The sequence below is a fragment of the Streptomyces shinuiensis genome, from assembly GCF_043660855.1.
GTDB lineage: Bacteria > Actinomycetota > Actinomycetes > Streptomycetales > Streptomycetaceae > Streptomyces.
Genome location: NZ_JBIHML010000001.1, coordinates 2,240,438 through 2,259,316 on the forward strand (window position 1 = coordinate 2,240,438; position 18,879 = coordinate 2,259,316).

At 74.1% G+C, this 18,879-nt stretch carries 13 protein-coding genes and 1 riboswitch; of the genes, 8 read left to right on the plus strand and 5 right to left on the minus strand.

Annotated features, from left to right (window positions below; genetic code table 11):
* Window positions 1–318 precede the first annotated feature (318 nt).
* From ACGRHY_RS09900 to ACGRHY_RS09910, 3 genes are all read right to left on the minus strand, one after another.
* Complete coding sequence (locus tag ACGRHY_RS09900) at window positions 319–1,449, minus strand: VWA domain-containing protein (protein ID WP_394637984.1); 1,131 nt, start codon at window positions 1,447–1,449, stop codon at window positions 319–321.
* A gap of 71 nt (window positions 1,450–1,520) precedes the next feature.
* Complete coding sequence (locus tag ACGRHY_RS09905; RefSeq protein WP_394635025.1) at window positions 1,521–3,935, minus strand: DUF5682 family protein; 2,415 nt, start codon at window positions 3,933–3,935, stop codon at window positions 1,521–1,523.
* Window positions 3,932–5,044: an ATP-binding protein gene (locus tag ACGRHY_RS09910; RefSeq protein ID WP_394635026.1), complete on the minus strand. Its 1,113-nt coding sequence runs from the start codon at window positions 5,042–5,044 to the stop codon at window positions 3,932–3,934. Before ACGRHY_RS09910 ends, ACGRHY_RS09905 begins: the two co-directional genes overlap by 4 nt.
* Window positions 5,045–5,313: 269 nt before the next feature.
* On the opposite strand from ACGRHY_RS09910, the gene ACGRHY_RS09915 reads away from it, so the two are divergent.
* Window positions 5,314–6,387 (plus strand): SWIM zinc finger family protein, encoded by a 1,074-nt coding sequence (locus ACGRHY_RS09915; RefSeq protein ID WP_491630959.1) that lies wholly within the window; start codon window positions 5,314–5,316, stop codon window positions 6,385–6,387.
* Window positions 6,384–7,991 carry a DUF5691 domain-containing protein gene (locus ACGRHY_RS09920; protein ID WP_394635028.1) on the plus strand — a complete coding sequence of 536 codons (1,608 nt, stop codon included), beginning with the start codon at window positions 6,384–6,386 and terminating at the stop codon, window positions 7,989–7,991. The genes ACGRHY_RS09915 and ACGRHY_RS09920 overlap by 4 nt, the downstream gene beginning before the upstream one ends.
* Window positions 7,992–8,067: 76 nt before the next feature.
* Here the strand turns inward: ACGRHY_RS09920 and icmB are convergent, their stop codons facing one another.
* On the minus strand, window positions 8,068–8,478 hold the full coding sequence (gene icmB, locus ACGRHY_RS09925; protein ID WP_206349228.1) for a coenzyme B12-dependent isobutyryl CoA mutase small subunit: 411 nt from the start codon (window positions 8,476–8,478) through the stop codon (window positions 8,068–8,070).
* A gap of 306 nt (window positions 8,479–8,784) precedes the next feature.
* On the opposite strand from icmB, the gene ACGRHY_RS09930 reads away from it, so the two are divergent.
* Together ACGRHY_RS09930 and ACGRHY_RS09935 are read left to right on the plus strand one after the other, a co-directional pair.
* On the plus strand, window positions 8,785–9,723 hold the full coding sequence (locus ACGRHY_RS09930; protein WP_394635029.1) for an alpha/beta hydrolase: 939 nt from the start codon (window positions 8,785–8,787) through the stop codon (window positions 9,721–9,723).
* Between the two features lie 314 nt (window positions 9,724–10,037).
* Complete coding sequence (locus ACGRHY_RS09935) at window positions 10,038–11,576, plus strand: peptidoglycan DD-metalloendopeptidase family protein (protein ID WP_394635030.1); 1,539 nt, start codon at window positions 10,038–10,040, stop codon at window positions 11,574–11,576.
* A gap of 126 nt (window positions 11,577–11,702) precedes the next feature.
* Here ACGRHY_RS09935 and pcrA read toward each other — a convergent pair whose 3' ends face one another.
* Entirely contained in the window at window positions 11,703–14,252 is a 2,550-nt protein-coding gene (gene pcrA, locus ACGRHY_RS09940) for a DNA helicase PcrA (protein WP_394635031.1), read from the minus strand.
* Between the two features lie 59 nt (window positions 14,253–14,311).
* On the opposite strand from pcrA, the gene ACGRHY_RS09945 reads away from it, so the two are divergent.
* From ACGRHY_RS09945 to ACGRHY_RS09960, 4 genes are all read left to right on the plus strand, one after another.
* On the plus strand, window positions 14,312–14,920 hold the full coding sequence (locus ACGRHY_RS09945) for a DUF1707 SHOCT-like domain-containing protein (protein ID WP_394635032.1): 609 nt from the start codon (window positions 14,312–14,314) through the stop codon (window positions 14,918–14,920).
* A 210-nt stretch (window positions 14,921–15,130) separates the two neighbouring features.
* A riboswitch (cyclic di-AMP (ydaO/yuaA leader) is annotated at window positions 15,131–15,272 on the plus strand.
* A 10-nt stretch (window positions 15,273–15,282) separates the two neighbouring features.
* Entirely contained in the window at window positions 15,283–16,482 is a 1,200-nt protein-coding gene (locus ACGRHY_RS09950; protein WP_394635033.1) for a C40 family peptidase, read from the plus strand.
* Window positions 16,483–17,311: 829 nt separating this feature from the next.
* Window positions 17,312–18,121: an ABC transporter ATP-binding protein gene (locus tag ACGRHY_RS09955; RefSeq protein WP_394635034.1), complete on the plus strand. Its 810-nt coding sequence runs from the start codon at window positions 17,312–17,314 to the stop codon at window positions 18,119–18,121.
* Window positions 18,118–18,879: an ABC transporter permease gene (locus tag ACGRHY_RS09960; protein WP_394635035.1), complete on the plus strand. Its 762-nt coding sequence runs from the start codon at window positions 18,118–18,120 to the stop codon at window positions 18,877–18,879. Before ACGRHY_RS09955 ends, ACGRHY_RS09960 begins: the two co-directional genes overlap by 4 nt.

An 18,879-nucleotide genomic window follows, 5' to 3' on the forward strand; every position in this document is an offset into this window, starting at 1 on the left:
GCCGCGTGGCCGCGGCGTCTGCGAGCGCGCGGCATGTCCGCCTTGCAGGTTAGTCCTGTCGGTGTGCCCGGCATAAATCGCAGCTCACACCCGTGCGGTGACAACCGTCACAGACACCGCCCTCCCGACTTGGGCAGGAGACGCCTCGGCGGGGCGGGACCCGGCCGGCCGCCGGAGCCGTCCGGACGGGTTCCCGGGCCGGGCTCCGGGCCGGTGTCCGCTCCGGTTCCCGGATTTCCGGGCCGGCGGCCCTGCCGTCCGGCACACCGCCGGCCTCGTCCACGGTCAGGGCGCCGGGGGCGGGTCCCCGCCCGCGGTTCACTCCCCGGGGACCGGCAGGGGGCGCTTCTCGATCGCGGCCGCCATCACCTCCGGGAAGTGGTCGGGGGTGCAGGCGAAGGCGGGCGCGCCGAGTGCGGCCAGCGCCGCGGCGTGCTCCCGGTCGTAGGCGGGGGCGCCCTCGTCCGAGAGGGCCAGGAGTGTCACGAACCGCACGCCCGCGCTCCTCATCGCGGCGACTCGCTTGAGCATCCCGCCGCGTATGCCGCCCTCGTGGAGGTCGCTGACGAGTACGAGGACGGTCTCGGCGGGCCGGGTGATGCGCGACTGGCAGTAGGCGAGCGCGCGGTTGATGTCGGTGCCGCCGCCGAGTCTGGTCCCGAACAGCACGTCGACGGGATCGTCGAGCAGGTCGGTGAGGTCCACGACGGAGGTGTCGAAGACGACCAGCCGGGTGGAGACCGACCGCATCGAGGCGAGCACGGCCCCGAAGACGGAGGCGTAGACGACCGAGGCGGCCATCGAGCCGGACTGGTCGACGCACAGGACGATGTCCTTCCGCACCGCCCGGGAGGCGCGGCCGTGGCCGACGAGCCGTTCGGGCACGACCGTGCGGTGCTCGGGCAGGTAGTTCCCCAGGTTGGCCCGGATGGTGCGGTTCCAGTCGATGTCCCGGTGGCGGGGGCGGCGTACCTTCGCCGACCGGTCCAGGGCGCCCGTCAGCGTCGCTCTGGTGCGGGCCGCGAGCCGGCGCTCCAGCTCCCCGACGACCTTGCGCACGACCGCGCGGGCGGCCTCCCGGCTCGCCTCGGGCATCGCCTTGCCCAGGGAGAGCAGGGTGCCGGCGAGGTGGACGTCCGCCTCGACGGCCTCCAGCATCTCCGGTTCCGCCAGCAGGGCCGACAGGCCGAGCCGGCCGATGGCGTCCCGCTGCATCACCTGGACGACGGAGGCCGGGAAGCAGTCGCGCACGTCGCCCAGCCAGCGGGCCACGCCCGGCGCCGAGGCGCCCAGCCCGGCGGACCGCGGCCCCGGCCGGGCACCGGCGCCCTCCTCGTCCCCGTAGAGGGCTGCGAGAGTGCGGTCCATGGCCGCGTCCCGGCCGGTCAGGGCGCGTCCGGTGCCGTCGGCGTCCTCCCCGCCGCCCAGGACCAGCCGCCAGCGCCGCAGCCGCTCGCCGGTGTCCCGCCCGCCCGTGCCGCCGGCCGCCCCGGCCGTGCCCGCGGCCGTGGTCGGTTCGTTCACCGCCCGGTCACCTCCTCTCCCTCCGCGCCGCCCCGCCCGGCGCCCTCCGTGCGCTCTCCCAGCAGCAGCCGCAGGGTGGGCAGTACGGCGCAGGCCCGCTCCGGATCCGGCTCCTCCCCGAAGCCGGGGACGGCCTCCCATGCCGCCGCCGCGCCGCCCGGCACCCGCGTACCGCGCCGGACCAGTTCGCCGACGGTGCGCCGCACCCCCGGCTCGTACGCGGCGAACGTCCGCCGCAGCAGCGGCAGTACGCCGGTGAACGCCTCCTCCGGTATCCCCGCGAGCCAGCCGTCCACCAGGGCCAGCAGCCGCTCGTCGTGGACGAGCAGCGTCCCGCCGTCCGCCAGGAACCCCTCGATCCACCCCGCCGCGTCCACCGGCGGGGCGCCCGGGGAGAGCGCCAGGCCCATCAGCCGGGCCGCCTCGTCCCCGGAGAGCCGCCCGTCGTCCAGCAGCAGCCGGACGCAGCGGCCCCGGAGCAGCCCCGGGACCCCGGGGGCGCGGTCGCGTCCGGCGAGGGAGCGCAGCACCGACCGCCAGCGTGTGAGCAGGTCCTCCCTCGCCAGCAGGACGACCGCCCGGTGGACGGCGTCCACATGGCCGCGCATCCCGGCCGCGCCGGCGGCGCCGAGGCCGGCGCAGGCGGGCGGCAGCCCGACGCACACCCGCTCGGCGATCCCCTCGGCGACCTCGCGCAGCGCGGCGGCGTCCGTGCCTCGCACGTCGCCGTAGCGCACGGAGCGCACCAGCGCGGGCAGGGCCTGGGCCAGGTGGCCGACGTCGGCGTCGAGGGCGGCGCGGTCGGCGAGGGCGCGCATCACCGCGGGCAGGGCCTCGCCGAGCCCGGCGAGCAGGCAGCGTTCGGCCAGTTCGGTGGTATCGGCCAGCGAGACCGCTTCGCGGGCCAGCGCCTCGGCCCTGGCGCCGGCCGCGGCCGCCACGGTGGTGCCCCACACCCCGGCCTCGGCGATCCGCACCGACAGCTCCGGCCGCCAGCGCAGCCGCCAGGCCTCGCGGAAGGTGCCCGTGCCGCCGGAACGGCCGCGCACCGGCTCGCCCCAGTCGACGCCGAGCAGCCGCAGCCGGTGCAGCAGCCTGCTGCGCGCCGCGGCGTTCTCCTCCCGCAGATCGAGGTCGAGTTCGCGCTCGCGCGCCTCGGGCCCGAGGCGCAGCGACCTCTGCAGGCGGGCGAGGTCGCGCTGGAGCGGAACGGCGGGGGCGTCCGGCGGCACCGTGCCGAGGACGTCCCCGACGACCAGCCGGTCGTGGACGAGGGCGAGCGGCAGGTCCGAGCCCTCGCACAGCACGGCCCGCACCGCGTCGAGCGTCTCGGCGAGCCCCGGCAGCGGGCGCCCGCGCAGAGCCGCCAGGGCGTCGGCGAGCCGTACCGCCTCGATGACGTGCGCCGGGGACGCCGGAGCCCCGGCACGGCTCTCCTCGCGCAGCAGCCGGGCGGCCTCGGCCATCCACCGCTCGAGGGGCCGGTCGGGCGCGGCGAACAGATGGCCGTACCAGCCGGGCGAGGTGATCCCCGCGCCGTAGCCGCTGCGCCGTGCCAGCCGCTCGTTGGTCCACGGCACCCAGGTGATCTCCGTCCTCACCTTAGGCAGGCCCCTGAGGAGCCGCCGGTCGGCGGCGGCGGTCGTCCTCACGGTGAGGGCCGGGACATGCCAGGCGCCGCAGACCACGGCGACCCGGTCGTCGCCGAACTCCCCGCACGCCTCCCGCAGCCGCAGCCTCATATGGGCCTCGCGCACCGCGTCGCGCCGGTGGCCCGCGCCGCCGGAGGGGGTGCCCGAGGCGCCCTCGTACGCGTCGCGCAGAGCGGTCATGGCGTCGGCGAGGGCGGTGAAGGGCGCGTACGGGCCGGCGGGGCGGCCCCCGGCGGTACGGGCCGGCGGTACGCCGCGGTGCTCGACGACGTCCTCCCACCAGCGCTCGGGGTCGTCGTGACCCGCCGTCTCGGCGAGCACCCGCAGCGGGTCCGGGCGCGGTTCCCCGGCCCGCCCCTCCTCGTTCTCCTCTCCGCCCCCGCCCCCCGGGGCCAGCGTGTGGGCCGCGGGCAGGTCGAAGAAACGCACCGGCACCCCGTGCTCCAGCGCCCAGCGCACGGCGACCCACTCCGGGGAGAATCCGGCCAGCGGCCAGAACGCGGCGCGGCCCGGGTCGTCCGCCGCGTGTGCCAGCAGCGCTACCGGCGGGCGCATCTCCTCGTGCGCCGCGAGCCCCACCACCGCGCCGGCCTCCGGCGGCCCCTCCACCAGCAGCACCGACGGTCCGTGGGCCTCAAGCGCCGCGAGGACGGCCCGTGCCGAGCCGGGACCGTGGTGGCGCACGCCCAGCAGCAGCGGCCCCGGCGGCGGCGCGGCACCCGCGGCGGTGACAGCCGCCGCCGCGCCGTGCACGCTCATGCGCCGGCCTCGCGGCAGGCCCGGTAGAAGTCCTTCCAGCCCTCCCGCTCCCGGACGACCGCCTCCAGGTACTCCTGCCACACCACCCGGTCGGCGGCCGGGTCGCGGACGACCGCGCCGAGGATGCCGGCGGCCACGTCGTCCGCGCGCAGCAGCCCGTCGCCGAAGTGGGCGGCCAGGGCCAGTCCTCCGGTGACCACCGAGATGGCCTCGGCGGTCGACAGGGTGCCCGAGGGCGACTTGACCCTGGTGCGGCCGTCGAGGGTGACGCCGTCGCGCAGCTCGCGGAAGACGGTGACCACCCGCCGGATCTCGTCGGCGCCGTCGGGGACGGCCGGCAGGTCCAGGGAGCGGCCGATCTGCTCCACCCGCCGGGCCACGATGTCCACCTCCTCCTCGGGTGTCCCGGGCAGCGGCAGGACGACGGTGTTGAAACGGCGGCGCAGCGCGCTGGACAGCTCGTTGACGCCCCTGTCGCGGTCGTTGGCCGTGGCGATCAGGTTGAAGCCGCGCACGGCCTGGACCTCCTCGCCCAGTTCCGGTACCGGCAGCGTCTTCTCCGACAGGATCGTGATCAGGGTGTCCTGCACATCGGCCGGGATGCGGGTCAGCTCCTCGACCCGCGCGACCGCGCCGCCGGACATGGCCCGCATGACGGGGCTGGGCACCAGGGCCCCGCGGCTGGGCCCCTCCGCCAGCAGCCGCGCGTAGTTCCAGCCGTAGCGGACCGCCTCCTCGGCGGTGCCCGCCGTGCCCTGGACCAGCAGCGTGGAGTCGCCGCTGACGGCCGCCGCCAGATGCTCCGACACCCAGGTCTTGGCGGTGCCGGGCACCCCGAGCAGCAGCAGGGCCCGGTCGGTGGCCAGCGTGGCCACGGCCACCTCCACGATCCGGCGCGGGCCGACGTACTTGGGGCTGATGACCGTGCCGTCCGGCAGGGTGCCGCCGAGCAGGTAGGTGGCGACGGCCCACGGTGACAGCCTCCACCGCTCCGGCCGCGGCCGGTCGTCCGCCGCGGCCAGGGCGCTCAGCTCCTCGGCGAAGGCGTCCTCGGCGTGGGGCCGCAGAGCGGCCGGTGCGCTGGTGGCGGTCACGTTTCCCCCTCGCATGCGGCTTTCGCGTGTCGGTCCCACGATGCACGGGGCCACTGACAATCCCCGCGGCTGTTCCGCGACGCGCCCTCCCCGGCCTGCCCGGACGCCGTCCGGAAACGGCCGGACAGCGGCCGGGGCGGCCGGAGACGGATTGTCAGTGGCGGCTCGTACGGTCGTCCGCATGGTTCACCGCACAGAGAGCGAGCCCGTGTTTCCGGTCGGTGAGAACTGCGGCATCGGTGGCGACGACAATCACGCGTCCGTACGGGGAGGGCGAGGGGCACATGAGCACAGGGGGATCGCGGCGGCCCGCGGAGCCGGCGCCTGACGCCGCTCCCGCGGGAGCGGGGACCGGCCGGCGGAGCGCCGAGCGGCGGGCCGAGCGGCGGGCCGAGCGGATCTCGGCGGGCGCCACAGAGCTGGAGCACCGGCTGGCGGACCTGCTGCGCGGCGGCCTGGCGGACATGGAGCGGCCGTCGGGGAAGGCGGGCCGCGGCGTCTGGGAGGAGACGGCCGCCCGCATGGTGGACGCACAGGCGCCGGGGCTGGCCGCCCGGGTGCGGGAGCTTGGGTCCGTCCCCGGCTCCGGCCCCGGCTGGCCGTCCCGGCTGCTGGAGGAGTGCGCCCTGCTGCACCTGCTGGGCCAGGGGTTCCTGAACATCGGCGGGCTGCCGGAGCCGCTGGCCGCGACCGTGCGGTCCCGGGTGGGGATCACCACCCGGGCGGCCGAGGTGCTGGCCGACCGCGACGCGGTGGTGCGCGACCACTGGCTGGTGCTGGGCCGGCACGACACCGAGGAGGGGAGGGTGAGGGCGCGCCGTGTCTGGCTGTACGGACGGCGGACCGGGCGCACGGCGCTGGTGCTGTCGTTCGCCGCCGGCCGGCTGCCGGAGCCGCCGCTCCCGGTGGGGACCTCGGTGGACGCCGGGCTCGCCTACTACCCCGGCGCCCCGGCGCTGCGTGCCGCTCTCGGCGAGCGGCACGCGGAGCCCGGGCCGGGCGGGCGGCCGCCGGGGGCCGGCGTGCACGACGCGCTGGCCTCCTACGGCGCCGCGCTGTGCGGCGACCCCTGGCTGGAGGGCTGGCCGGTGGTCCTGGCCGGCGTGGTGCCCGTGCCGGTCGGGGAGGGGTGGCAGCTGGCCGACGAGGGCGGCTCCGCGCTGCCGGTGGCGGGGACGGCGGGGGTGCGCTCCCGGATGTGGCGGCTCGCCGCCGTCTCGGGCGGCGAGCCGGTCACGGTGTTCGGCGAGTGCGGCCACCGGGGCTTCACCCCGTACACCGTCTGGCCGAACTCGGAGGCGGGGGCGGGGGCGGCCGTGCCGCTCACCCCGACGGAAACGCCGGGCGGTGCGCGGTGAGCTGGGGCGAGCTGGTCGGCGCCGCACTGCTGGGCGCGGAGCGGCGCCGCCCGCCCGGCGGCTCGGTCGAGGCGCTGCTGGACGCCGCCGCGGTGGAGACGGTGCGGCGGCGGGCCGGGCTGCGGCCCGCCGCCGCCGCACCCCGGCCGGAGCCGGCGCCGCGGGACCCGCGTCCGCCGCTGCCGCCGGCCGCCGCCCGGCGGCTGTCCCTGCTGCTCGCCGACCGTCCCGGCGCGGGCGGCGGGCGCCGGGGCACCGCGCCCGACCTCGCCGAACTGCTGCCGCAGTGGCTGGCCGCCGCGGGTGCCCACGGCTACCGCGCCCCGGCCGAGCAGCTTCCCGCCCTGCTGGACGCGGCCCGCGCGCGCACGGATCTGCGCGCGGGCGCACTCGCCCTGGGCGGACCGCGGGCCCTGTGGCTGGCGCGGCTCAACCCGGACTGGCGGTTCGCGCTGCGCGGCCGCTCCGGGCGCGGCCCCGGCCCGCCCGCGGAGGGAGCGGGCACCGCGGACGGCGGCGCCGTACGGCGGCTGTGGGAGGAGGGCCTGTTCGCCGAACGGTCGGCGCTGCTGCTGTCCCTGCGGCGCCGCGATCCGGCGGCGGCCCGCGAGCTGCTGGCCGGCACCTGGGCCGCGGAGCGGGCCGAGGACCGGCTGATGTTCCTGGACTCGCTGCGCGAGGGCCTGTCGCCGGCGGACGAGGAGTTCCTGGAGCGTGCGCTGGCCGACCGCAGCCGCAACGTCCGGGCCACCGCCGCCGAGCTGCTGTCGGCGCTGCCCTCCTCCGCGCTCGCGGCACGGATGGCGGCCCGGGCCCGCTCCTGCGTCGCGCTGGACCGCACCGGCCGGCCGGACCGGCTGGTGGTCGAGGCGCCGTACGAGTGCGACCCGGGCATGCGGCGCGACGGTGTGGTGCCCGGGGCGCCCCCGGGCCACGGCGAGCGGTCGTGGTGGCTGGTCCAGGTGGTGGAGGCCGCGCCGCTCGGCACCTGGCCGGAGCATCTGGGCGGCCGTACGCCCGCCCAGATCACGGCACTGCCGGTCGCCGACGACTGGGAGGCGGACCTGCACGCCGCCTGGGCGCGGGCCGCCGTGCGCCTGCGGGACACCGCGTGGGCGCGGGCGCTGCTGCGGAGGCCGTCCGCCCCGATGGCGGCGGCCCCGGGCGACCCGGCGAAACTGCTGGCGCTGCTGCCGGCCCGGGAGCGGGCGCGGTGGGCGGCGGAGTTCATAGCCGCCCACGGCCTGTCCGAGGCGTTCCGGGTGCTGGGTGTCTGCGCGGTCCCCTGGGCCGGGCCGCTGGGGCGGGCCGTGGTGGACGCGCTGGAGATCGCCCGGGACGCGGGCAGTTATCCCTGGAGCTTCAGCGGGGTGCTGGGCCTGGCCGAACGCTGCCTGGACCCGGGCGAGGCCGACCGCCTCGCCCCGCTGGCCGCGGTCCCGGACGAGCCCGAGGACGGCTCACCGGGCGCGGGCGGCTACTGGGCGGAGGCGTTCCAGCGGCTGGTGGCCACGCTCCGCCTCCGCGCCACGATGCTCGCGGAACTCGAGCCGCCGGGAGACGGCGGCCCCGCGCAGGGGCGGGCCGCCGCGGAACACGCATGAGGCGCACCCGCTCCGCCGCGCCCCCGGGAGGACAGCCCCGCGCCCGGCCCGCACGCGGCGCGTGCTCCGACCTGGGTCAGGCCGCCACGGAACGCACGTGGGAGCGCACCCACTCCACCACCTCGCCGGTGGGCGCACCGGGGGTGAAGATCTCGGCGACCCCCTGCTCCTTGAGCGGGGGGATGTCCCCCTCGGGGATGATGCCGCCGCCGAAGACCTTGATGTCCGCCGCGTCACGCTCCCGCAGCAGCTCCAGGACCTTGGCGAAGAGCGTGTTGTGGGCGCCGGAGAGGATGGACAGGCCGATCGCGTCGGCGTCCTCCTGGATCGCGGTGTCCACGATCTGCTCGGGCGTCTGGTGCAGGCCGGTGTAGATGACCTCCATACCGGCATCGCGCAGCGCCCGTGCGATCACCTTGGCGCCGCGGTCGTGGCCGTCGAGACCCGGCTTGGCGACCACCACGCGGATCGGACCCGACACACCCATCACTGCCTCCCATAACGACTGCGGCCCGGCTGGTCCGCCCGACCATCTGTCAGTGGACGGTTACCCGGTGAACGAACGTTATCGCCAGCATCCCCCACCCGGCAGTTCCGCGGTAAGGAGGGAGGGGGAAATCACACGGGACACCGGCCGTCACGGCCGGTTCCCCCGCAGGAGCCCGCGGTGAGCTCCCGGGCGATCCGCGGCCCCGAGATCCCGCGATCCGCGTCCGTCCTGCATCAGCCCCCCTCTCAGGGGGAATACGACCATATATGCCCGGCGCGTGCCACCGGGGAGGAGGTCGACGGCATGAGGGTCAACAGGGCGCTGCCCTTCCCGTCCGGCTCCTTCCTCGGTGCCCTGCCGCTGTCCCTGATCCCCTTCGCCCCGCGTGAGCTGCGGGCCGCCGCGCTGGAGGCCGCCTCCCTGGCGAGTCGCACCCTGCTCTACCCCGCGGGCATGGCACAGGAACGGTGCGCGCCGGCTCCGCCGGCGGGCGCGGGCGAGGAGGACGAGCGGGTGCGCCCGGGATTCCCGCCCGGGGACAGGCGGGAAAAGGAGTGCGCCGGCGACACGGGAAGCCGTGAGGGGGAGAACTGCCCTCCCGTTCTGCTGCTGCACGGCTTCATCGACAACCGCTCGGTGTTCACCCTGCTGCGCCGCTCACTGGTGCGCAACGGCTGGCGTGACATCCGCGCCTTCAACTACTCCCCCCTCACCTGCGACGTCCGCTGCGCCGCGGAGCGCCTGGCGGAGTACGTCGGGGAGGTCTGCGAGAGCACCGGCCGCCGCCGCATCGACGTGGTCGGACACAGCCTGGGCGGCCTGATCGCCCGCCACTACGTCCAGCGGATGGGCGGCGACGCCCGCGTCCGCACCCTGGTGACCCTCGGCACCCCGCACTCCGGCACCCGGGTGGCGCCGCTGATGTCGGCCCACCCGATCGTGCGCCAGCTCCGGCCGGACTCCGGTGTGATCGAGGAACTGGCCGGTCCCGCGCCGGGCTGCCGCACCCGCTTCGTGGCCTTCTGGAGCGATCTGGACCAGCTCATGGTCCCCGTGGAGACCGCTCGGCTCGACCATCCCGACCTGGATTCCCGCAGTGTGCGCGTGAGCGGCCTGGGACATCTGACACTTCCCGCGCACTGGGAGGTCGCCGCCGGGGTCCGGCGGGAACTGGCCGCGGGGACGCCGCACCGGAAGGGGCGGGCAGGGCGGGCGGAACGGGGATCCGCCGGGGCCGCCTGAGCAGCCTCGGCCGGCCCTGCCCACCGCCGCTTCCCGGGACGCCCTCCCGCCTTTTCTCCCGCACACCCGCATCTCCGTGTCCCCGCACGGGAATTACCGGGGCTCCGACACCGAATCGACACCTTCCCGCACTCGTTTCATTCGAACTGATTTCGAACGCGCGGCCAAGTACTGATCCGTAGCCCACCGAAAGGCGACCGAATGCCCGTTTCCCGGCCGCCCGAAACCTGCCGAAGATTGTCGCCGTCGCATACCGCCGGGTACAGTCGCCGCACTGCTCCGCCCCTGTCGTCGAGGCGAAAGAGAAGTTGGTGGTGAACGACCGTCACCTGTCGGGAGTCTCGACCCCCGCCGATCCCCCCGCCGACTCCTCGTACGGCCCCTACGGCTCCCCGTACGACCAGTCCGCCTACGGCTACCAGGGCTCGCAGGACACCCCGTACGGCTACGTCACCGGCACCTCCGACGCCCTCGGCACCGCGTACGGCGACGGCGACCCCCTCTTCGGGGCGATGCCGGGCGACACCTCCCGGACCCCGGCCGACCAGCGGTTCCCCTCGGGCGACGGCTGGACCGGGGACACCGGCCGGCACGCCGTGTACGACGGCTACCCCGCCGGCTCCTGGACGCACGCACCGGCGCAGCCCGCCGAGTCCCCGGACGGCGGCGACCACGGCTGGACGGAGAACGGCTACGGCACGGGCGTCCACACCGGCCCGGCGGTCTCCCCCGAAGCCTCCTGGACCGGGGACACCGGCCGGCACGCCGTGTACGACGGCTACCCGGCCGCCTCCTGGGACGACCCCGGCTCCTACCCCGCGGTGGAGCCCGAGGCCGGCGACGGACAGGTCTGCGGCGAGTACGGCGAATACCCCGAACACACCGACTACGCCGAGTACGGCGGGTACGGCGCCCACTCCTCCGCCGACACGGACGGAACCGGCGCCTTCCCCGCGCCCGAACCCGAACCCGCCCACGGACCGGCCGAGTCCGCCGACTCCACCGAGCGGCCCGGCGCCTCCGGCCCCCTCGACATCCCCGGCCCGCCGGCCCGGCCGGAGGAGTACGAGGAGGAGCCGCGGAGGTCCGGGCCACCGGCACGTCCGGCGGGTTCGCGCCGCCGCCGCTCCGCGCGGCCGAAGCGCTCGGCGCTGCTGACCGTCGCCGTGCCGTCCGTCTGCGTCATGGGCGTGACCGCCGTGGCCGCCGCCTCCGTCAGCGGCGTCGGCGACGAGGCCGAGGACACCACCGCCCAGGCCGCCCCCGACGCCGCCTCCGCGGTCAAGTCCAAAGCGGCCAACAGCAAGCTCGACACCCAGCTCGCCGGGCTCTCCCAGGAGGCCGAGGGCTTCGCCGACCGCGCCAGCCGCACCCAGGAGCGCATCGACCTCAAGGAACGCCAGGAGGCCGAGCGCAAGCGCAAGGAGGCCGAGGCGGCGCGCAAGGAGGCGATGCGCCCCAAGTTCGCGCTCCCGGTGGCCCAGCAGGGGCTCAGCGCTTACTACGGGCAGGCCGGCATCAACTGGATGTCGCTCCACACGGGCCTGGACTTCCCCGTCGCCTACGGCACCCCGGTCATGGCCGCCACCGACGGCACGGTCAGGACCCAGTGGAACAGCGCCTACGGCAACATGGCGATAGTGACCGCGCCCGACGGGACCGAGACCTGGTACTGCCACCTGAGCAGCACCCGGATCCGCTCCGGCTACGTCAAGGCCGGCGACACCATCGCCTACTCCGGCAACTCCGGGAACTCCACCGGCCCCCACCTGCACTTCGAGGTGCGGCCGGCCGGCGGCGCGGCCATCGACCCGCTGCCCTGGTTCCGCGCCCAGGGCCTTGATCCCACCTGACCCCGTCCCCGGCCCCGCCTGATCCCGCCCGCCCCGGCCGACGCACCGTCGGCCGGGGCGGAAAACCCAGAACCGTGAGCCCGTCGGCCGGAGAACGAGGCCCCGGCCGACGGGCTCGGAACATCCTCAGAGCTTCTCCACCGGGGCGTACCGCAGCAGCAGCCGCTTCGGCTTGTCGCCGCCGAAGTCGATCGTCGCCTCCGCGTTGTCCCCGCTGCCCTTGACGGCCACGACCCTGCCCAGCCCGAAGCTGTCGTGCGTCACCCGGTCCCCCGCCTCCAGCGCGACGACCGGCCGGTCCTTGGCCCGGCCCGTGGCGAAGCCGCTCGGGCCGCGACGCCGCGACGCCGCCGGGCCCGACGGGAACGACGACGACAGCGACGACGACAGCGACGACGACAGGGAGGAGGCCGTCGAGGACAGCCCTCCGCCGCTCCTCGCGCCTCCGCCCGGCGCGGCCATCGGCCCCGTGCGCTTCCACTCCAGGTACTGCTCCGGAATCTCCTCCAGGAAGCGGGAGGGCGGGTTGTACGCGGGCTGCCCCCATGCGCTGCGCATCGCCGAGCGCGTGAGGTAGAGCCGCTCGCGCGCCCGAGTGATGCCGACGTACGCCAGCCGCCGCTCCTCCTCCAGTTCCTTGGTCTTGCCCAGGGTCCGCATGTGCGGGAAGACGCCGTCCTCCATCCCGGTCAGGAAGACGACCGGGAACTCCAGGCCCTTGGCGGTGTGCAGCGTCATCAGCGTCACCACGCCCGAGCCCTCGGCGTCCTCGTCCGGGATCTGGTCGGAGTCGGCGACGAGGGCCACCTGTTCCAGGAACTCCGCGAGCGTGCCCGGGTTCTCGCCGCGCTCCTGCTCGAACTCCAGCGCCACGGCGGCCAGTTCCTGGAGGTTCTCCACCCGGGTCTCGTCCTGCGGATCGGTGGACGCCTGAAGCTCCGCCAGGTACCCGGTGCGCTCCAGCACCGCCTCCACCACGGTCGCCGGCCCGGCTCCGGACTCCACGACCGTCCGCAGGTCGTCCATCAGCGTGTTGAAGCGCCTGACGGCGTTGGCCGAGCGGGCCGCCATGCCGTACGCCTCGTCGACCCGGCGCAGCGCCTGCGGGAAGGTGATCCTCTCGCGCAGCGCGAGCGCCTCGATCATCGCCTCGGCCCGGTCGCCGATGCCGCGCTTGGGGACGTTGAGGATGCGGCGCAGCGGCACCGCGTCCTCGGGGTTGGCCAGCACCCGCAGGTACGCCAGGACGTCGCGGACCTCCTTGCGCTCGTAGAAGCGCACCCCGCCGACGACCTTGTACGGCAGGCCGACCCGGATGAAGACCTCCTCGAAGACACGGGACTGGGCGTTGGTGCGGTAGAAGACGGCGACGTCGCCCGCCTTCGCCTCGTCCGCGTCCGTCAGCCGGTCGATCTCCTCGGCGACGAACTGCGCCTCGTCGTGCTCGGTGTCGGCCACGTAGCCCGTGATGCGCGAACCCGCGCCGGCGTCGGTCCACAGGTTCTTCGGGCGGCGGTTCTCGTTCCGCTCGATGACGGCGTTGGCGGCCGAGAGGATGGTCTGGGTGGAGCGGTAGTTCTGCTCCAGCAGGATGGTGGTCGCGTCCGGGTAGTCCTCCTCGAACTGGAGGATGTTGCGGATGGTGGCACCGCGGAACGCGTAGATCGACTGGTCGGCGTCGCCGACCACGCACAGCTCGGCGCGCCCGCCGCCGGCCGCTTCCCCCTCGCCGCCGTCCACGCCCACCAGCTCCCTGATCAGGGTGTACTGGGCGTGGTTGGTGTCCTGGTACTCGTCGACCAGCACATGACGGAAACGGCGGCGGTAGTGCTCGGCGACGTCGGGGAACGCCTGGAGCAGGTGGACCGTCGTCATGATGATGTCGTCGAAGTCCAGGGCGTTGGCCTCGCGCAGCCGTGCCTGGTACATCACGTACGCCTCGGCAAGCGTCTTCTCGAACCCTCCCCCAGAGCCTCCGGCCTGGGAGGCGCCCCCACTCGCCCTCGCCGCGAAGTCCTCCTCGTCGACCAGTTCGTTCTTCAGGTTCGACACCTGGGCGCTGAACGACTTGGGCGGGAAGCGCTTGGGGTCCAGCTCCAGGTCCCGGCAGACCAGCGCCATCAGACGGCGGGAGTCGGCGGCGTCGTAGATCGAGAAGCTGGAGGTGAAACCGAGCTTCTTGCTCTCGCGCCGCAGGATGCGCACGCACGCGCTGTGGAAGGTGGAGACCCACATCGACTGCGCGCGCGGGCCGACCAGCTCCGCCACGCGCTCCTTCATCTCGCCCGCGGCCTTGTTGGTGAAGGTGATCGCGAGGACCTCCCCGGGGTGGACGCCGCGCGCGCCCAGCAGATGCGCGATGCGGTGGGTGAGCACCCGCGTCTTGCCGGATCCGGCGCCCGCGACGATCAGCAGGGGCGAGCCGGTGTGCACCACGGCCGCGCGCTGCTGGTCGTTGAGCCCCTCCAGCAGGGCGGCCGGATCGACGACGGGACGGGCCGCGCCGTTGCCGTAGTAGGCGTCGCGCGCCCCGCCTCCGCCGAAGGCGCCCGCGAAGAGGTCGTCGGGGACGCCGTCCTGCGGCGGCGCGGACGCCTCCTCCGGCGGAGGCGGCGGCTCCTCGTCCCCGGAGGGCTCGAGGTCGGCCAGGAAGCTGTCGTCGAAGAGGCTGCTCATCGCCGTCGAGTCTAGGACGCCGTGCCCGCTGCCGGGGCGGCGCTCCTAAGATGGCGGGCATGACCGACGTCCCCGCGCCCCGCCCCCGTCCCGGCTCGGAACTGCGCGCCGGGCACACCGACCGCGAGGCGGTGGCCGAGCGGCTGCGCGAGGCCGCCGGTGACGGCCGCATCGACCTGGAGGAGCTGGACGAGCGGCTGGAGAAGGCGTTCGCCGCCAAGACCTACGGCGATCTGGAGGCACTGGTCGCGGACCTGCCCGGTCCCGGTCAGAACGCGGCGGGCCCGGCCCCGAGCGCTCAGGAGCCGCTGGCTCTCAGGACGGTCGCCGGGGACATCCGGCAGGACGGCCACTGGGTGGTGCCGGAGCGGGTAACCGCCAGGACCACGCTGGGGCGGATCGTGATCGACTTCACGCGGGCGGAGTGCCGCCACCGCGAGGTCGGCCTTGAGCTCGACGCGGGGATGGGTGAGGTCAGGGTCGTCGTGCCGCGCGGCTGGACGGTACGGGCCGAGGGGGTCACCTCCGGAATGGGCTCCGTCCGCAACCGGGCCACCGACCCGCCCGTGCCCGGCATGCCGGTACTGCGGATCAGCGGCGGCTCCAAGGTGGGGACGATCGTCGTGCGCCACCCGTACCGCTGGCCCGGGCGCCGCTCCCGCGACTGAGCGCCGCCGCTCCCGAACCGGCCGGTACGGCCGGTTCGGCCAGGGCGAACGGACCCGGTAGCGGCAGGAGACCCCCGAAACGGACGATAACCGACCGATAACGAATCGGTTTCGGGATATACCGAACACCAGCCTTCACAGGAGCCCCGCCGGTGCTCTACGGTCCAGCGTCAGGCGGCCCGGACCCCTCGCCGGCGACAGCGCCGGCACGGGCGGCCTCCGCCGAGCCCGGCCGTGCGGCCGGGGCCGGGGACCCACTCCCCACGGGGTGAATCGGGCCTGCGGGCCCGTAGGGCGGACTTCCGACGCCCGAACCCGTCAGCTAACCCGGCAGGCGGTGTTCCACGGAAGGAGCGCTCGCCTTGGCGTCGCACCGCAGACCGCGTACCCCTCTGCTGTCCCCCGCCTCCCGGCGCGGAGCGGCCGGATTCACCACCGCGGCCATCGCCTCCGCGACCCTCCTCTCCCAGGGCCCGGCCCAGGCCTCGCCCGAGGACGACCGGCCCTCGATCGAGGAGGTCCGCAACCGGGTGGACGCGCTGTACCGGGAGGCGGGCAGCGCGACACAGAAGTACAACGCGGCCAAGGAGAGGACGGACGAGCAGCGCGAGAAGGTCGACCGGCTCCTCGACGAGGCCGCCGAGCGCGCGGACAGGCTCAACGACGCGCGCCGCAAGCTGGGCGGCTACGCCACCGCGCAGTACCGCAGCGGAGGTGTGTCCGGCACCGCGGTGCTGCTCCTGTCCGACAACCCCCAGGACTTCTTCGGCCACAAGCACCTGATGGACCGGATCACCGACCGCCAGCGGCAGGCCGTCGACGACTACCGGGACGAGCAGCGCGCCGCGCGGAAGAAGCGGTCGGAGGCGTCGGCGGGCCTGGCCGAACTCACCGACGCCCAGAAGGAACTGGCGGACAGCAAGGAGACCGTCCAGGGCAAGCTGGCGCAGGCCCGGAAGCTGCTGTCGGAGCTGACCGCCGAGGAGAAGGCACGCCTGGCCGCGCAGGAGCGCAGGCGGCAGGAGGAGGCCCGCCGCAAGGCGGCCGCCGCCGCTGCCGAGCGCGAGAGGCGGGCCGAGGCCGCCGCGCGCGAGGAGCGGGCCGAGGCGCCGGCGGACGACGGCACGGAGGCGGACGGCGACGCGGGCACGGACACGGGGACCGGCGGCACGGACACCGGCACCGGCGGCGGCACCGCGGACGACTCGTACGCCGCGAAGGCCGAGAAGGTGCTCGCCTTCGCCGAGGCCCAGCTCGGCAAGCCGTACGTCTGGGGCGCCACCGGCCCCAACTCCTACGACTGCTCGGGCCTGACCCAGGCCGCCTGGCTCAGCGCGGGCGTCTCACTGCCGCGCACCACCTACGACCAGGTGGACACGGGCACCAGGATCGCCAGGGCCGACATGCGGCCGGGCGACCTGGTCTTCTTCTACGACGACATCAGCCATGTCGGCATCTACGCGGGCGGCGGCCAGATGATCCACGCGCCGAAGCCGGGCGCCGAGGTGCGCTACGAGTCCGTCGACCACATGCCCTTCCACAGCGCGGTCCGGCCGGCCTGAAACGGGCGGTGGGCTGCAGGGCCGCTTTAGATCTGTCGGATTCTCGGCGATCTGTCGCCAACCTGTCGTCTGCGACAGATCACCGAGAATCGCTCCGCAGAGTGATTCTCGGCCACTCACAGCATTCTTGCCCTCCCCGGGCGCATGGGACGGCGCGGTCCGGGTCTGTCAAACATTCGGCTCTGTCTCACTTCCGGTGGTGACGGAACGCAAGAGTTGAGCGGCGCTGCTTGCAGAGAGTGCGGCCGACGCTCTGACCTCGACAGTTCGAACGGATGGCAGCGCACCGAGACCACTGGGCCTGTCGCGCCATACTCTCGCGGACAGGTGCCGGGCCGGTCAGCCGGTACCGAAGAACGACCGCCACGGTCCGCTGACCTTCGGATTCTGGTCTACGACCTGCCCAACATTACTGTCACTTTCCGTCACCACCGGAAGTGAGACAGAGCCGAACGTTTTACGGTCCCACACCGCACAGCTCGATGAGTCTTTGGTTCTTTGGACGAGAGCGGTGAAGTGGCAGGTAAAGGGTCCTGCCATCACGTTGTTCGGGTACTCGGTGCTGGTCTGGGCGGCAGGCTGGAGTGGAGATCGTCCGGCAGAGCGGTTTCGCGGTTCTCCACTCGTTGTAGCCGGTGCCGCTCCTTCGATCCGGCCCGTGACAGACCCGACTCTGAAAGCTGGACCAAGTGCGAGCGCGCACAAGCGCCGGCGGTCGAGATGCCGTGGTCGGGGCTGGCTTGACCTTGACGCTGGGTCAACCCTCCATCCTCCCTGCAGGAGCTTCCTCACAGCCGACTGGAAAGCTTCGCGAAGGAGGCAGATGACCATGGTGACCCAGTCAATCGCCGGTCCGGCGATTCGCGTGCAGGGTCTGGAGAAGTCGTACGGGAAGCTCGAAGTGCTGCGCGGCGTGGACTTCGAGGTGGCGCGGGGTAACGTCTTCGCCCTGCTCGGGTCCAACGGGGCGGGTAAGACCACGACCGTGAGGATCCTCGCCACGCTCCTGAAGTCCGACGCGGGGACAGCCGTCGTCCATGGCTTCGACGTCGCCACGCAACCGGCGAATGTGCGGGAGTCCATCAGCCTCACCGGGCAGTTCGCGGCCGTCGACGAGATCCTCAGCGGTTGGGAGAACCTCGTACTCGTCGCCAGGCTGCGCCACCTCAAGGACCCGGGCGCGATCGCGGATGACCTGCTGAGGCGTTTCTCGCTGACCGACGCCGGCCCGCGGAAGGTGTCCACGTATTCGGGTGGGATGCGCCGCCGGCTGGACATCGCGATGAGCCTCATCGGAAATCCGTCCGTGATCTTCCTGGACGAGCCGACGGCCGGACTCGACCCCGAGGCGCGCATCGAGGTGTGGCATGCCGTCAAGGAGCTCGCCGAGTACGGCACGACGGTGCTGCTCACCACGCAGTACCTGGACGAGGCCGAGCAGCTCGCCGACCGGATTGCGATCCTCCACCAGGGCCGGACCATCGTGAACGGCACCCTTGCCGAGCTCAAGCAGCTCTTCCCGCCCGCCAAGGTCGAGTACGTCGAGAAGCAGCCGACACTGGAGGAGATCTTCCTTTCGGTCACCGGCGGCGGCGAAAAGAGCGACGCCACTGGCACGACAACTGGGGGAAAAGGATGACCGCGTACTTCTTCAGCGACACCGCCGCGCTCACGGGGCGGACCCTGCGCCATGTCACACGCAGTACGGACACCATCATCACGACCGTCATCACGCCGGTCGCCATGATGCTGATGTTCGTCTACGTGTTCGGAGGCGCCATTGATACCGGGTCGGTTTCGTACGTGAACTACATGCTGCCCGGCATCCTGCTCATGACCATCGCATCGGGCATCTCCTACACGGCGTACCGGCTGTTCACCGATGTGAAGAGCGGGATCTTCGAGCGATTCCAGTCCATGCCGATCGCGCGGTCGGGTGTGCTGTGGGCGCATGTCGTCACCTCTCTGGTCGCCAACCTGATCGCGCTCGTGCTCGTCGTGGGCGTCGCTCTGCTCATGGGCTTCCGCTCGGGGGCAGGAGTGTCGGCGTGGCTCGCGGTCGCCGGCATCTTGCTCTTGTTCACCCTGGCCCTGACCTGGCTCGCCGTGATCCCCGGGCTCTCCGCGTCGTCGGTCGAGGGAGCGGGCGCGTTCGCCTACCCACTCATCTTCCTGCCGTTCGTCAGCTCGGCGTTCGTGCCCACAGAGACGATGCCCGGCCCGGTGCGCTGGTTCGCCGAGAACCAGCCGGTGACGTCGATCGTCAACACGATCCGCGGCCTGTTCGCCCAGCGGCCGGTCGGCGACGACGTCTGGACCGCCCTCGCCTGGTGCGTCGGCATCCTCGTCGTGGCGTACGTCTTCGCGATGGCCGCCTATCGCCGGAAGATCGCCTGA

Excerpts from the sequence above, each read along its gene's own strand:
- ACGRHY_RS09955 (WP_394635034.1), top strand. The coding sequence starts at position 17,312 with ATGGTGACCCAGTCAATCGCCGGTCCGGCGATTCGCGTGCAGGGTCTG.
- ACGRHY_RS09930 (WP_394635029.1), top strand. The coding sequence starts at position 8,785 with ATGAGGGTCAACAGGGCGCTGCCCTTCCCGTCCGGCTCCTTCCTCGGT.
- icmB (WP_206349228.1), bottom strand. The coding sequence starts at position 8,478 with ATGGGTGTGTCGGGTCCGATCCGCGTGGTGGTCGCCAAGCCGGGTCTC.
- ACGRHY_RS09905 (WP_394635025.1), bottom strand. The coding sequence starts at position 3,935 with ATGAGCGTGCACGGCGCGGCGGCGGCTGTCACCGCCGCGGGTGCCGCG.
- pcrA (WP_394635031.1), bottom strand. The coding sequence starts at position 14,252 with ATGAGCAGCCTCTTCGACGACAGCTTCCTGGCCGACCTCGAGCCCTCC.
- ACGRHY_RS09910 (WP_394635026.1), bottom strand. The coding sequence starts at position 5,044 with ATGCGAGGGGGAAACGTGACCGCCACCAGCGCACCGGCCGCTCTGCGG.
- ACGRHY_RS09960 (WP_394635035.1), top strand. The coding sequence starts at position 18,118 with ATGACCGCGTACTTCTTCAGCGACACCGCCGCGCTCACGGGGCGGACC.
- ACGRHY_RS09945 (WP_394635032.1), top strand. The coding sequence starts at position 14,312 with ATGACCGACGTCCCCGCGCCCCGCCCCCGTCCCGGCTCGGAACTGCGC.
- ACGRHY_RS09915 (WP_491630959.1), top strand. The coding sequence starts at position 5,314 with ATGAGCACAGGGGGATCGCGGCGGCCCGCGGAGCCGGCGCCTGACGCC.